This is a genomic window from Streptomyces sp. NPDC086147, assembly GCF_040702165.1.
In the GTDB taxonomy this organism is placed as follows: Bacteria; Actinomycetota; Actinomycetes; order Streptomycetales; family Streptomycetaceae; genus Streptomyces.
Window position 1 is genome coordinate 22,129 of sequence record NZ_JBFBJO010000017.1, and the last position, 14,590, is coordinate 36,718.

Below are 14,590 nucleotides of genomic sequence, written 5' to 3' on the forward strand. Positions count from 1 at the left end.
CGTGACCACCTCGGACGACCATCGCTCCACGAACGCCCGCACCGGCGCCGGCGACCACGACAGGGGGGACAGCGGAGCCGAAGGAGAATCCCTGTTCGGGACCGGCTCACAGTTCCACGGCTTCTTCAATGACCCGCGCTGGGCCCTGGCAGTAATCCGTGCGACCGTACTGGAGGCCGCGCACCCGCAGGTCGGCGCCGCCCTGATCGACAACTCCACCTTCGTCGCCCACCCCTGGCGGCGACTGCGCAACACCCTCACGAGCCTGCAACGCATGTTCGGGGCTGACGACCACACCCGGCAGAGGGAAGCCGCACGCCTCAACCGGTTGCACGCACGACTGCACGGCACCGACCCGCGCAACCGGCCCTACGACGCCATGGACCCCGACACGCGCGCCTGGGTGGTGGCCACCCTCTTCGAAAGCACCGTCACCATGTGCCGGCTCAGCGGACAACCACTCGAGCAGAGGACCATGGAACAGCTGTACCGCGAGTTCCAGGCCTTCCTCGCCGCCCTCGAGGGCCGGGCCGACCATCTGCCGCGCACTCTCGACGAATTCTGGCCCTACTACGACCGGGTGGTCGCCGAGGAACTGGAGAACACCGAGGCGATGCGGATCATCCTCTACAAGCTCTTCGACCACCTCCCCGCTCCGCCCGTGCTGAACGGTTTTCCCGCTCTGTGGGCGACCGGCCGTGCCGTCGCCGGCCCGGTCGTCGGAGCGATCACCGTGGCGTCCCTTCCGGAACCGTTCCGCCGCCGGGCCGGCCTGCCCGAGATCGCAGGGGTACAGACCCTGATGCAGGGCGCCTACCTGGCCGCGGGCCTGACCCGGTTCCTGCCCGAAGGCTGGATCAAGGCCGAGAACGTCCTCGACCTGCTGACGCTCTCTCCTGACGGTGACGATCCCCGCGCACGGACGATCACCGCCGTGCGCGATCGGATGAAGCGGGCCGGCGCCCTCATCCGGCTCATCACCCCGCTTCCCCCGGAACCCGGACCCGCTTCCGGAGGCGAAGCGCAGCGCAACGCCCAGGAGTTCTTCGCCGAGGTCCTCGACCAGACCGGGGACGGCTACCTGGACTGGCCCGACCTCGCCGCCATGGCACGCGAGCTCTCCAGCCGCCTCGATCTGGACGAGCCCGAGGAGACCAGGCTCTACGCCGCCTACGCCGACTGGTGGCGCGAACTGCAAAGCGCCCTCGACACCGACGGGGACGGGCGCGTCGGTCTCCACGAGTACGCCGCCGCCGTGCCGTCCCTGGCTGGACCCGCGCTGATCAGGGTCGCCGAGGTCCTCTTCGACGTCACGGACAAGAACGGTGATCAGTGCATCGACGCGGACGAGTACCGGGCCCTGTTCCGGACGGCCTTCCACCGCGACACCACCGAAGCAGGCGGGACCTACGGCCGCAGCGCGTTCGTCAACGACTTCCTGTCCTTCATGTCCGGCCGTCGGCGCACCACCCCCTACGACCCTCTCCTCGCCGACGCGTGACCACCTGGATCCAGGTCGTCTCCTCCTCGCGCGGTTTCGGCTCGGTACCGGCGTCATTGGCAGCCTGCTGCGTGGCGCGCCGAGCCGGTACCTTCCGGACGGGGCGTGCCTCCCGGTCGCCGACGCTGCTACCCGGCCGGGAGGGAAGACCGGCCGTCGGACAGGAGAACGCGCGGGCCGGGACCGGTGGCCCTGCCATCGGTCCCGGCCCGCGCGGACGCCGACGTGTTACATCGGCTCGGGGAAGATGTCGCTGATGCTCCAGGCGACGCTGAAGCAAGGGATGAACGCGTGGTCCTCCTGCTCGGTGTCCAGAGCTTGGAGTGCGAGGATCTGGTACATGGATGATCTCCTCTTTCCTGTCGAGGTCATGTCGCTTGGTCACTGCACACCTCGGCACGGAGGTATCCGCCGCTGTGCCGAGGAGGTCATAGGAGGCCCGCCCGGTGACGTCAGGCGGCTGCCGGGAGCCCGGGACGGGCATCGTGGGGCACGGTCAGGAGCGGGCCGGACAGCAGGCGGTGCAGGGCCAGGAGGACACCGGCTCCGCCACTGGACAGGTCGGCGGTGAACCGCTGCGAACCCGCTCCGAGGAAGCGGACACCGCGTCGGTACGGAATGGCGTACTTCAGAAGACCGGTCCCGGCGCGCACGGCGTCTTCGCGTGCGGCGTCCGTGCCGGTCGCTTCGGCATGGTCGGCCAGGAACCAGGTCAGTCCGGCCAGTCCCCGGTACAGGCCCGCCTCCTTCGTGGCACGGGAAACCCTGATGCCGGTCACCAGCCGCGGAAGTGCCGCCGCGCAGCGTTCGTCCGGCGTGGTGGTCGTGTAGCGGGTGAGCACCGCCGCGAGACCGGCCGCGCCCGTGGCCAGATAGGGCATGGCGCGGGTGAGTCGTGCGTTGTCCGAGAGGGACAGGGCACCGTCTTCCAAGGCGAAGGTCCGGTCCAGCTCTTGGTGGAGCAGCAGACGGCCTGCCTCCAGGAAGCGTGCCTCGCCGGTGTCACGCGCCAGGCGGTGGAGGAAGAGGGCCAGACCCGAGCGGCCGTGCAGCAGGCCGCGGGCATCGTGCTCGCCGAGGGCGGCCGGCAGGTCGGGGACATCCAGCAGGCCTTCCCCTGCCGCTGCGGCCCGCTCCAGGTGGCTGTTCTCTCCGGTCAGCCGGTGCAGGGCGAGCCAGCCCAGGCCGACCCCGGCCCGCCCGCCCGCCAGCGTGCCGCACGAGGCGGTGAGCGGGTGATCGTCGGCGTCCTGGAGCAGATCGACGGCCTCGTCCAGCCGACCGAGGCCGGCCAGGACCCGGGCGACACCGGCCGACCCGACGAGCAGCCCGGGAGACAGCGCGCCACGCAGGGCCAGGGCGTCGCGGCGCAGCCGTTCGCATATCTCCTCCGGTACCGCGGTCCCGGCGCGATGCAAGGCGTACACCACCCCGGCCGTACCGTAGGCCAGGCATACGTTGTTGGTGCGGAACGCCTCGGGGGAGGGAGGGAAAGCCCACTCCGGACGGTCGACGTCGGCCATCTCCAGCAGACCCGCCGTCACCTCCTCGGCCAGCCGAGTGAGACGGCCGTGCAGATCGGTGTCCGGCTCGGTGGAGGGCAGAGGATCGGAACCGTCGTCGTTCAGGTGGAAGACGGTCGCGCGCCGCCACAGGTCCTGCGGGGGAGCCACGTCCGCCAGATCGCGGCGCAGGAGCAAGAGGTTGGCGGGCGCGTGCTCGGCGATTTCGTTGAACGGCGCCAGGAACGCGAGGGCGACCGCCGACGTGCCGTACCGGTCCTGCAGGAGCGGATCGGTGTCGGCCCGGCGCAGCCCGGGCGGCGGGGTGAACCCCGGAGTGCCCATCCCGCTCGGAGCCGAGGACAGTGCCGAGGCCGCCTCGAAGTCCACCAGCCGTGCCCCGCCCGACGGCGTGACCAGGACGTTGCCCAGGTTGAGGTCACCGAACCGGTAACCGGCGGCGTGCAGTCGTTCCAGCGAGGCGTCCAGCGCGGCCAGCAGCCGCCGGCACGCCTCGTAGTACGCGGCAACGGACTCGGCCGTGCGGTCGGCGCGTGCCAGTGGGGAGGACCGGCTCAACCAGCCCACCAACGGCTGCCCGGCGACGTACTCGGTGACGAGGAAATCGTGCTCCCACTCCGTGAAGTGTTCCAGGGGCTCCGGGCCCACCCCCGGGACGGCCGCGTGCAGGTCGCGCAGCACGTCGTACTCGTGCCGCAACCGCTGCCTCGCGTCGGTCCCGTCGAAGACCAGACCGTTGTGGGCACGGGCCTCCTTGAGGAAGACGGTACGGCCGGTCCGCCGGTCGCGGGCCCGGTAGGCACCACCGGCGTTGCTCAGGCGCACCGCTCGGTTCACCTCGTAGTCGCGGATCAGGATCGGGCCCGCGTGCGGCTGCTCCTCCCGCTCGACGAAGGGGTCCGTGACTCCCGGGGGCAGGTGGAAGGCGGGCAGCCGTGAGTCCACGATCTCGCGGCCGGAGCCGTCGTGGATCACCCCCTCACGGGTGCCGTCGGCCCTGAGCCGGCTGCTGGCGCCGTCGAAGGAGCCATAGCGGTAGTGGACCGTCCGCGAGTCGCGAAAGCGCCGGTCGGTGAGAACGTAGGGTCCCTCCTCCCCGTCGAGCGCCTCGCGCAGGCGTTCCAGCAGTCGGCGTGCGGTCGTCGTGTCCGGTGGATACACGGTGCAGAACTTGCCCGCCTGGGCACGCACGGCGTGCTTGTGATGGAGGAACAGGAAGAAGAGGCGGGCGCTCAGGTGCTTGAAGGGCACTCCTTCGGCGAAGCAGATTCCGGCGACCGTGTCGAGCACGTGCTGCGCCCGCTCCAGACGCGCCGACACGTGGATCTTCCAGCCCTGTTCGGGGAAGCCGGCCCGCAGACCGGCCCAGACCGTCCAAAGCCCCTGGGAGGAGCCGTGCGCGCCCGGCGGAACCTCACCAGGAGCGAAGCGCGGTCCGGGGTCGGCCGCGCTGGGCAGCGGTAGGAAGTACTCCTGGTCCGCGAGTGCCTCGCCGAAGCCTTCGAGCACGGGATCTCCTCACAGAGCGGTGATGGACCACTTCAACGGTCTCGTGCGCCGGGCACTGGTACCGGCAGGTGCGGCGGCGGTTCCGGCGGCGGTGTGTGCGACCGGTGTCGAGCGAGAGCGCCCCCGGGACGGCCCGCGGGGCCCGCGCACGCCCGGAAAGTCGGCCGATTTTTCTGTTGTGTTCGCCGACGAGGAGACGATGAATCGTTCGGTGCGACTCCCGATCATGGAAGATGCGCCGATCGGGCGGGCGACGGCGGGACGGTGCCGGAGCTCAAGCAGGGCTCGCTGGAGCCGCTGCCCGAAGCGGCCGGCACCGTGGCGGTGCTGAAGGACCTCATCACTTTCGACGTCATGGCCCTGTACGTCGCCGACCGGCGCCAGAAGCTCCTGGTCCACCTCGCCTGCGCGGCCCTGACCGTCCTGATGTTCATCGACAACAGGCCGCCGGTCGAAGCGGTCGCCTCCGGCGGGACGGTCGCGCTGCTGTGCACCGTGGCGTTCAAGGCGGGCACGGTCCGCCGCAGGACGATCGCACAGCGACTGACGGACGCCGGGTTCCTCGCGGTGCGCGACGAACAGGGCGGCCGGCGGTTCCTGCGCCCGGGACAGCAGTTGCCCGGCCACACCAAACGACCCGCCGCCTGAAGACCCCGGCCCCCGTCACCGCGAAGTTGCCCGCACACTCGACCGTGCCCGAACGGGGACTCCGCACGCAGGTGATCATGGCGACCGGATCGGGCAAAACCCTCGCGGCCGCCCGCAGCGCGGTGGAACGGACGCGGGGCCTGGAGAAGGTGACCGTGTACGCCACGTACGCCGGCCTCGGGACGGGGGCCCCGGAGCGCGCGCACGCCGCCGGTCTTCCGGGGTGGGACCTGATCGTGGTGGACGGGGCCCACCGGGTTTCGGGCCGGATCGGGAAACCCTGGGCCGTCGTCCACGACAACGCCCGCATCCCGTCCCTGCGCCGCCCCTACATGACCGCCACGCCCCGCCTGTGGCAGCTCGGAGACGACGACATGGCCGGGACACCCGGCGAGCTGGTGGCGAGCATGGACGACGACCCTGCGGGGCTCTTCGGCGGCCACTGCTTCACCCTGATGCTCTCCGAGGCCATCGACCGGGGCATCTGTGTCCCCCCTAACAGGTGGTGTGCGTGGACGTCACCGGCACCCAGCTCCAGGCCACGCGGCTCCTGGGCGCGGAGTCGCGGTACGAGGAGATGCGCGGGGCCCGGTTCGCGGCGCTCCAGACGGTGCTGACGAGGGCGTCGGCCGAGGAGAACCTGAAGCGCACGCCGGTGTTCCACGGGGTGATCAAGGAGGCCGAGGCCTTCGCGGCCGGCCTTCCCGGCGTCGGCGGCGAGGTGGTGCACAACGCTTGAGGCGGTAGTCCTCAGGAAGAGGGTGTCGGGGTCGGTTTCGTCGGTGTGGCCGGCGTCGCCGGGATGGTGTAGACGTGTTCGGGGCTGACCACCTTGGTGACCGCCTCCGCCACTACGGTGCTCGGTTCCTGTCCGTCCGGGGCTGCGTCGTCGGTGTTGAGCACCACCACCATGGTGGCCTGTGCCTCGGGCAGGTAGACCGTCACCGACTCGTAGCCGGGAAGTGAGCCGTTGTGCCCGATCCAACCTTCGGTGAGGAAGATGCCCATGCCGTAGCCGATGCCGGGGGCGAACGTGCTGCGTGGCACGAGTCGCTCGGCCTGCGTGTTCGGCTCCAGCAGCGTGCCGGTGGCTACTGTGCGGGCCCAGGAGCGCAGATCGCGGACGGTGGAGATCATGGCGCCGGCCGCCCATGCCCAGGACGGGTCCCAATCGGTTGCGATCTCCTCCGCCGGTCCGCCGCTCTGGTCGGTGTAGCCCTGGGCGTGCGGCTGTGGGAACTCCGCCCCGGTCGGCAGGAAGGTGTCCGGCAACCCGGCCGGCCCGGTGATGTTCTCCCGCAGGAAGTCCTTCAGCGGCTGCCCGGAGACCTCCTCCACCACCAGCCCCAGCAGGATCAGGTTGGTGTTGCTGTACTCGAAGCGCGCGTCGGGCTGGAAGTTCACCGGGTGCCGGAAGGAGTAGTCCAGGAGCTGCTGGGGGGTCAGCGGCTGCCGGGGATTTCCCAGGAGCTGCTTCTGGAAGGCCGAGTCCTCGCTGTAGTTGAACAGTCCGCTGCGCATGTCGGCCAGATCCCGCAGGGTGATCTTCCCGCCGTTCGGTACCCCGTCGACGTACTTTCCGATCGGATCGTCCAGTTTCAGCTTGCCCCGGTCGACGAGTTGCAGTATTGCCGTCACCGTGAAGGTCTTGGTCTCGCTGCCCATCCGGGTGTAGAAGTCCGTGCGCATCGGCGCCCCGGTGGCCTTGTCGGCAACACCGTAGGCGCGCACGTACTCGCCCTTGCCCGGCGCCGACAGGGACACGATCGCCCCCGGCACCCCGGCCTCCTTCAGGGCCCCGCGGACTGCCGCGTCCACCTCGGTGCGCACCTGCGGCGTCAACGTGCGGAACGCCCCGCCAGGTGACGGTGAAGGCTGCGCATCGGAGGGGAGCGCGGCCGCGAGGACGCCCGGTGGGCCCTGTGCCGCATATGCCACACCGGTCGAGGCCGGCAGTGCAAGCGCCACCACCAGGGCCGCGCCGGCGCGCACGTCACGTCGACGGAAGAGCGAACCGCCCATGGAGAGCCTCCCTCAGGAGAGGAACAGCTTTTGAAAAGTCTAGGTTCATCACGCTTCATCCGCATGGTCGAACGGACCTGCGGCCGGTCTGATCGGTGTTCCTACCGCGACAAGCGGGTGGTATTGGTCCGGGAAGGGCCGTCGGCTCATCGGAGGGCGATACGGGCCCGGGTGGCCGAGCGGGTCTGGCTGATCCTGGAGCGGTTGCCCGCCTGCGCACCCGAGCTCAGCCTGGTGGAGCTGCTGTGGTCCTCGCCGAAGAAACGCGAGCTCGCCAACCTCGCGGGCGACCACCTCGCCGACGTTGCCGGCGCCACCGAACAGGCATCCACCGCATCGACACCAACCCCCGACTGCCCCGGTCCTTCCTCACTCACACCGGCTTCACCCTCCACCCAGCCAACGAAGAGGTCAGTAGGTTCACGGCTGGCAGGCGGTTTCGCCGGTCCCGCCCCGATGAGGATTGCCCCTGCCCACTCCTCCTGGCAGCCCTGACCAGCGAGCTCACTCAGCGGACCGGCAGCTTGCATGTCGACCGCGGCGGTGACGGCGGGGAGTGGCCGGTGTCAGCGTCAGGCGTCACCCCTCGCCGCCGTGTGTCATCCGGCCCGCAGAGGCGCGGCCAGACCGGCGACGACACGCTCGTGATCGATACGCCCAGGTGCAGCAACCTTGACCAACGCCCGGTGGCGTCGTTCACTGCCGGCTCGTCATCTTCCGGCCGGAGGCCGCCGCCATCGTGCGCCCGCGAAGCGGACGAGCGCGTCATCCAATTCAGGCCGGATCATCGCGTCGTCCGGGTCTCCGGTGGGGCAGTCGAGCGGCCACAGGGCCACCCAGCCCGTGCTGTTGACACGGATCCCCGGCCCGGGAGCGGCTTCGGCAATGAGGCGCAGGTGAAGCATGACGGTGCCGTCGTCATTCTTGCCGAGCGGCGGTTCGAACAGGCGCGGTGCGACGTCCGCGACCTCCCGCCACTCGAAGCGGAGCGCCCGCCTGCTCGACGCGAACTCGATCCCGTTCTCGTCCAGGCGCAGCTCGGCGCGCCGCCAGGTGAGGGGCGGGATCAGAAGGTCGATGGCCAGGGGAAGCGCCACGAAAAAGCCCACGGTCTGCAGGGCACCGGGATCCTGCCAGCCGTCCTGGAGGGTGATGATGCCGATCCACACCAGCGCGATCGTCCACATCCCCACGTACGTGCCCGGTCGCCCTCTGGTGCTCCGCAGCCCGACGTAGCCGGGGATGCGTACGGACTGTGGGCTGCTGCTCGCCGCAGGCAGCGGGCGGACCGGCCAGGGCACGCGGGTGCGGGCGCGACGCCGACGTGCCGGGGTCCCGCCTCGCTGATGGTCAGCGAAGCCCGCCTGGATCTGGGCGTGGCGGAACTGGTAGACGCCGCCGACCTGTCGCAGCAGGCCCACCCGGCGCGCGTCCTCCAGGAATGCCATGGTCGACCATGGCAGTCTCCCCGAAGCCGCGAGAGTCACCTTCGCGAGCAGCCACTGCGTCCAGGGGCTGCTCGCCACGATCACCGCGGCCGCCCCCGCGGTCCCGGAGATCCAGCTACCGAACAGCACGGTGCGGTCCGGGACATGGACGATGCCGAGGGTGCCGATGGCTCCGATCACCGGTGCGACACCGAGCACCATGAGTACGGTGCTGGCCCTCTCGCCGCTCAGCAGCGCCCGCGGTCCGACGGCCTGCGCGGTGTCGGCGGGCGCGCCGACGACCATCATGAGCAGCGGCGGAACGATGAAGCCCAGTGCCATGAACGGCTCGTCCTGTGCCAGGAGCAAGACGATGGGTGCCAGAAACACGAGAAGCCAGAACAGGCCCGGGATACGCGAGCGGTGCCTGCCGAACATGGCGAGCCGACGGGGCAGAGGTCCCTTCCATATCTGCGAGAGCAGCAGGAACAGGCCTCCCATCGTCCCGAACATCATGGCAGCCCAGGCTCCCGCGGCTACTTGGAAGGCCTGAAACGCATCGTCTCCGGTGATCCAGTCCTGGAACCACGAAGAACCCAGCATCAGCAGGACGTAGCCGACCAGCAGCGCAGGCGCCTTGAGGAACGTCGGCGCCTTCGCTCGGTGCAGCTCCCACCAAGCGAACTCTTTGGTCTTTGCCGCGGTGAGATGGACGGCCAGGAAGCCAAGGGCACGCTGCGCCTGCGCGTGCCCCCACTCACGTACTGGACGGGGCTGGTGGGGCGAGGCCGGTCCGCAGGGGAAGGCCGCCGGAACCATGGAGACGAGCAGGTGGCGTTCGATCGCCACGACGTCGGGAAAGCGGGACTCGTCGGCGAGCTCGCCGGGATCGGAATCCGCACGGGCGTACACCGTGCGCGCCAGCCACAGCATGAGCGGGGACGAGAGGGCCCTGGCCGACACGGCCTCGGGGTGGTGGGTGATGTGTTCCAGGAGCGCTTGCCAGCGCCGGATGTGCTGGGGATGCGAAGAACCGCGCAGGTACGCGGCCGCCGCGGCCCTTTCCACCGGTTGTGCTTTGATCACGGCCGCCGCCTGTAGCACGGTCTCCTCTTCGACGAGTTCGGCGTACTCAGTCGTTCGGGAGGTGAGAATGAGCGGCGCGCTGTCGACGCCCGTCTTGTTGAGCCCGGCCAGCGCCGCGGACCGAAGCGGACGCGGCAGTTCGTCCAGGCCGTCGAGAACCGGAAGTATCCGCCGGTCGCGTACCAGTTCGCGGATCCGGGCTCGGTCGAGATCCCTGCTCAGGCCGACGTATTCCTCGTGGACACGGCGCGCGAGCCAGACGTCGAAGTGTTCCTTGCTCGCGTCCCAGGAGGAGACCAGTAGCGGTACGGGGACGGGCCTGGTCACATCGTGCAGGCTCAGCAACTGCAGCGCGAGCAGGATCGTCAGGGACGTCTTGCCCGTGCCGGGACCGCCGATGATCACCAGACGCCGGGCGCGCAGAGCCCGGAAGGCGGTGGCGAGTTCGGCGAGGCCCACAGTGCTGCCTGCCACGTCCGCCCCGATGTGCTCACGGTGATCGGCCACCGTCCAGTCGGCTCGCCAGCCCACCGCGAGCCTGGTGCTTCCGGTCAGGCCGAGCGCCCCCGCCTCGTCCCGCCACTGGGCGAGCACCACGCGCGCCAATTCGGCGGCGGCGCGGTCCTGCGGCGTCTGCGGCAACGGCAGATGCAGGTGAACGGCACTGAAGTCCCGGCCCTGGATCACGTACGTCGCATTGCCCGAGAACACGTTGTGCACGTCGCCCTGTGCTTGCTCCGACATGGCCGCTCAGCCGGTCGCTGTCCGCGGTCTACAGGAAAGCTTCGACTGGTACGCCCCGTCCCGCCCGACGCCGCGCTCCGGCCACCACGAAATCGGGCGGCGCGCCTCCGGACGTACGGGCTCGTGGAGGCGCACCGGCGACGCCACGCCGGGGCGTCCACGCCAGGGCCGGCGCCGCGTCATGACTGGTTGAACGTCATGGGGCCGTGGAAATCCCGCCCCATGACGACGGTGTCCTGCCTGCCGCCCGTGATGCGGTTGTCGACATCACCCGCACCGGTTCGCGCTGCGGCGTCTTCCGCAGTGCTCCGCCAGGCCGTGAGACCGTCGCGAAACGCGTTGTCGTACGTGGCCCGCAGCGCCAGCACGCGGGCGAGCGCTCGCGCCCGCTCCGTGCTCTCGGCCTGCTCGTCCAGAGCCACGAGTTCTTCCTCCCCGGACGGAACCTCCTCGGGTGCGCCAAGCACCCCGTCCGGTTCGGTGCGGCGCCGCACGAGGTCACGCAGCGACATCCATGCCTGCTGCCCCGCCGTGCCCGCCGCGCCACTGGCCAGCGCCGTGAGGAGCTCGGCCGTGATCACCTCCATGGGCCCTCCATCCCCCGTCGTGCCCCAAACTCCGTCGTCTCCACTGGAGTTGCACCCGGCGGAGAGGGCGCTACCTGAACGGTACCTGCCCGGATCTCACTGCGCGCGAACCTCAGTGCCGGCGAAATGCCGCAGCACCCAGATCCTCGCCGAGGATCGATCATCTGCGCCGAAAGAGATGGTGCAGGGGGCATTCAGGCGGAGCAGCCCGTGCTCGGCAACGAGCAACCCCCTGCGGCACCATCCCGGCCGCGTCTGCCCCCCGCCCGGTTCCGCGTCGCCCGCGGGGGGGGGGGGGCGGGCCGCGCCCGTCTCCGGACTCCCCACGGAAGGCAATGCCGCATCGCGTGAGGTGCCCGCCGCAGGGACGCACTTCGGACTGATCGATGAGTCGTGGTACCCAACCGTCTCTCAGAAGGTGCGCCATGAGTACGACCGGATGCTCGAAGTGCTCCACAAGCGGGCCCCGCACGCCAGGATCCTGGCCGTCGGCTGCCCCGCGGTCGTCCCCCAGGACGCCTCCAGCTGCAACTACGGCGACCTGACCCAGTTCGGCACCGTCACCCCAGGTGATTTGGACTGGCTGCGCGAGGACGTCCTGGAGCCCCTGAACAGGGCCATCGACAACTCCACCAACGCCCAGGGAGCCGCCGGCGTCGTCGACCTCTACGCCTCCTCACGCAACCACAGCGTCTGCGGCAACTCCGAGTGGGTCGAAGGCTTCGTCGCCCTCCCCGACCAGCTCTCCTTCGTCCACCCCAACGCCCTCGGCCACCGCAACGCCGCCGACCACGTAGAAGAAGCCATGCTGAACGCCATCAGCTGAGGCACCTCACGCCCGCCTCCCTCGACGCACTGGCCTCCGGTGACAGCCGGAGGCCGGTTCCCCGCACAGCCCTTACGCGCAAGCGGTCGCAGACGGCGCGGCCTCCACGCAGGGCCTGCGTATCCCCGGAAAAGAGCCCGCCGGCTCAAACAGGTCGCTCGTTCGAAGGCGAAGAAACATTTCCGCAGTTCACAGCCGTGCACAACACGGGAAATGGCCACGACGCCCCTCTTCGCCCGGGGCCCTGCCGATTCCACTTGGATGTGGCCGTTCGTGGCCCTCATCATCATCGTCGCCGCCCTGGCCCTGCTGGCGGGCCTGGCCGCCAACCGCTTCCTGCGGCCCCGCCTGCTGAGCGAGGACGACGACACCGGCATGGCCGTCAAGGACCTCGTCGGCCCCCTGCTGACCCTGACCGTGCTGCTGCTCGCCTTCGTCCTGGTCACCGCCAACGGCTCCTACGGCAAGGCCGAGGTCGCCTCCCGCGGCGAGGCGAAAGCCGTCGACCAGCTCGTCGAAGCCGCCGAATACGCACCCGCCGCGCAAAAGGCCGCCATCCAGGCCGACGCCGTCTGCTACGCCCGCGCCGTGCGCACCCAGGAATGGCCCGCCATGGCCGACGGCAACGGCTCGGCCGCCCCCAGCGTCCGGTCCACCGACTTCCGCCGCGTCTTCCGCGAAGTGGAGGGCAAGCCGGTCTTCGGCATGCTGGTCGCCGCCGACAACAAGCGCTCCGAGGAACGCGAGGAACGCCTCACCCAGGCCACCGCCAGCATCCCCGGCGCCATCCTGTGGTTCCTGCTCGCCACCCTGGTCATCACCGTCATGGCCCTGGGCATCTGCCTGCCCAGGCGCAACAACCGCGGGCAGGTCATCACCCTGGTGGTCATCACCGCGCTGCTGACCACCACCCTGTGCATCATCCGCGACGTCGACCGCCCCTTCGGCGGCATCATCGACATCGAACCCACCGCGATCAGCGAAATCGAACGCCAGGCCACCCGCGACTACCTCGCCAACCACACCGCGGCCGACCTGCCCTGCGACGACCGGGGAAACCGCAAGAACATCTGAGCCGCACCGCACCAACCAGCCCGGACACGGAGACGGCCCGCACCGATACGGTGCGGGCCGTCTCACCACCCGAGAACCCGCCGGAAGGGGGAAAACCAGCGGGCCCTTTCCTGTCCAGAGCGAACCCGTTCGCTCAAACCCCCGCATGCCCCCGATCCCGTCGGCCCCCAGGCCTTCCGGAGAGTCGCCTGGACTGGGTCGCGCCAGGAGACGCGCACAGGAGATGACGTGCAGGCCCGTGCTCCTTACGCCCAGTGACGCGTCACGAACGGTCAAAGCGGGGCGGTGTCGCTCTCCGGACAGCTCAAGGCCTGCGGGCCGTGAGAGCGGCAGGGGTGTCGGGGATCAGCTGGGCCACGTCATAGACGGTGGGGAACAGGTCGGCCGCGATCAGCAGGAGTTGCAGCGGCTGCTCGCGCAGGTTCGTCACCGACGTCCTGCGGCACACGCTGCCCTGCGGGGCTGGGCCGAACAGCAGGCGCAGGCCGGCTGTGTCGGTGAAGGACAAGTGCTCCAGGTCCCACACCAGGCCGGTCACGTGCGGCGGCAGCCGGTCCACGGCCGCGCGCAGCGGGGGCAGGGTGTCGAGGTCGATCTCCCCGTGCGGGGTGATACGGGCGCTGGTGCCGGTGATCGTGGTGGTGATGTTCATGCCGGGCGTGCCCCCCCTCCCGGGGGTTGATGAGCCCAAAGGCGAAGCACCCCTGTGCCAAGTGGGGTGGACGACGATGGTGGGATCCGGGTGCCCGGAATGGGGGCGACTCCCATATCCCAAGGGCCGCCACCATGAGCGGCGACCGGTCTCGCGTCCTGCCAGCGTCCCATACCCGGTCCCAGACGTGAAACGACGGGCGAGCGTTCCAGCTCACGGGCCTGTGCGAGGTGGACCGGACGCTCCTTCGAGGAGTTGATGTACGGGATGACGAAGTTGGTGGGGCGGGGCGGTGTCCAAGTGCCAGGGGTGTCTGGGGTTCGCTTTCTCACAAGGTCCGGTATCCGGTCGAAGACAGTGCCGGCAGCGAGGCGCCACGGCCACAGCCCCGCGACAGCCGCTCGGTGCCATCCACGCCTTCATCCGATCGGCCTCAGAACTGTCCGGCGCTTACGTCAGGCCGGCAGCGTCGGCCAGAGTGAGGCGGGCGGTGATGCGCTTACCGACCGGTTCCCGCTCGATGAACAGCTCCTCGGCGACCGCCTTGATGATCTCCATGCCGTGTTGGCCGATACGGCCCGGATCAGCGGCGCGGGCCGCCGGAATGACCGGGTCGCTGTCCCATACGACGATGTCCACGCTGCTCGTGCTGATGCGCAGTTCCATCAGGACGGGACCGGGAGCGTATTTGCAGGCGTTGGTGACCAGTTCGCTGACGACCAGTTCGGCCAGGTCCCGCGCGCGTTGCGAGACGGGCAGGCGGTGTTCGGTGCGGGCCCGGTCCAGGAAAGCGGTGGTGTGGTGGCGGGCGGCGGCGATGCATCCGCCGTCACCGTCCAACGCGTAGTCGGCGCGCATCAGGTACCGGTCGGGCGGGGGCTGGGGATCGCTGTCACCGTCGCCGTGGGAGTCCATCGGTTTTGTCCTCGTTCCCGTTCACGCGACGCGGCTGCCCGCCTGGGTGATCCCCACCCGAGTGGAGGCTGAGCGC

The 14,590-nt window shown here is 70.0% G+C and carries 10 protein-coding genes and 1 pseudogene; 5 read left to right on the plus strand and 6 right to left on the minus strand.

The annotated features are described in order from the left end of the window. Window positions 1-91 precede the first annotated feature (91 nt). Window positions 92-1,501: an oxygenase MpaB family protein gene (locus tag AB0398_RS27325; protein WP_366378373.1), complete on the plus strand. Its 1,410-nt coding sequence runs from the start codon at window positions 92-94 to the stop codon at window positions 1,499-1,501. Between the two features lie 452 nt (window positions 1,502-1,953). Here AB0398_RS27325 and lanKC read toward each other — a convergent pair whose 3' ends face one another. Then, the gene (gene lanKC / locus AB0398_RS27330; protein WP_366378277.1) at window positions 1,954-4,533 is read right to left on the minus strand and encodes a class III lanthionine synthetase LanKC; all 2,580 of its coding nucleotides are present in this window, start codon (window positions 4,531-4,533) and stop codon (window positions 1,954-1,956) included. Between the two features lie 264 nt (window positions 4,534-4,797). On the opposite strand from lanKC, the gene AB0398_RS27335 reads away from it, so the two are divergent. After that, entirely contained in the window at window positions 4,798-5,181 is a 384-nt protein-coding gene (locus AB0398_RS27335) for a hypothetical protein (protein ID WP_366378278.1), read from the plus strand. A gap of 77 nt (window positions 5,182-5,258) precedes the next feature. Further along, window positions 5,259-5,905: pseudogene (locus tag AB0398_RS27340) on the plus strand (helicase); the annotation flags it as partial. Window positions 5,906-5,931: 26 nt separating this feature from the next. Here the strand turns inward: AB0398_RS27340 and AB0398_RS27345 are convergent. The 3 genes from AB0398_RS27345 to AB0398_RS27355 form a co-directional block, all read right to left on the minus strand. Further along, entirely contained in the window at window positions 5,932-7,203 is a 1,272-nt protein-coding gene (locus AB0398_RS27345) for a serine hydrolase domain-containing protein (protein WP_366378279.1), read from the minus strand. Window positions 7,204-7,913: 710 nt separating this feature from the next. Further along, window positions 7,914-10,460 (minus strand): NACHT domain-containing protein, encoded by a 2,547-nt coding sequence (locus AB0398_RS27350; RefSeq protein ID WP_366378280.1) that lies wholly within the window; start codon window positions 10,458-10,460, stop codon window positions 7,914-7,916. 179 nt (window positions 10,461-10,639) lie between these two features. Continuing rightward, window positions 10,640-11,047, minus strand: coding sequence for a hypothetical protein (locus tag AB0398_RS27355; protein ID WP_366378281.1), 408 nt, complete (start codon window positions 11,045-11,047; stop codon window positions 10,640-10,642). 418 nt (window positions 11,048-11,465) lie between these two features. Here AB0398_RS27355 and AB0398_RS27360 point away from each other — a divergent pair, with 418 nt between their 5' ends. Both AB0398_RS27360 and AB0398_RS27365 read left to right on the plus strand, forming a co-directional pair. Beyond that, window positions 11,466-11,873 (plus strand): hypothetical protein, encoded by a 408-nt coding sequence (locus AB0398_RS27360; protein WP_366378282.1) that lies wholly within the window; start codon window positions 11,466-11,468, stop codon window positions 11,871-11,873. A 273-nt stretch (window positions 11,874-12,146) separates the two neighbouring features. After that, entirely contained in the window at window positions 12,147-12,947 is an 801-nt protein-coding gene (locus AB0398_RS27365; protein ID WP_366378283.1) for a hypothetical protein, read from the plus strand. A gap of 304 nt (window positions 12,948-13,251) precedes the next feature. Here the strand turns inward: AB0398_RS27365 and AB0398_RS27370 are convergent, their stop codons facing one another. Both AB0398_RS27370 and AB0398_RS27375 read right to left on the minus strand, forming a co-directional pair. Beyond that, a complete protein-coding gene (locus AB0398_RS27370; RefSeq protein WP_366378284.1) occupies window positions 13,252-13,599 on the minus strand; it encodes an STAS domain-containing protein in 348 nt (115 codons plus the stop codon). Between the two features lie 450 nt (window positions 13,600-14,049). After that, entirely contained in the window at window positions 14,050-14,514 is a 465-nt protein-coding gene (locus AB0398_RS27375) for an ATP-binding protein (protein ID WP_366378285.1), read from the minus strand. Window positions 14,515-14,590 lie beyond the last annotated feature (76 nt).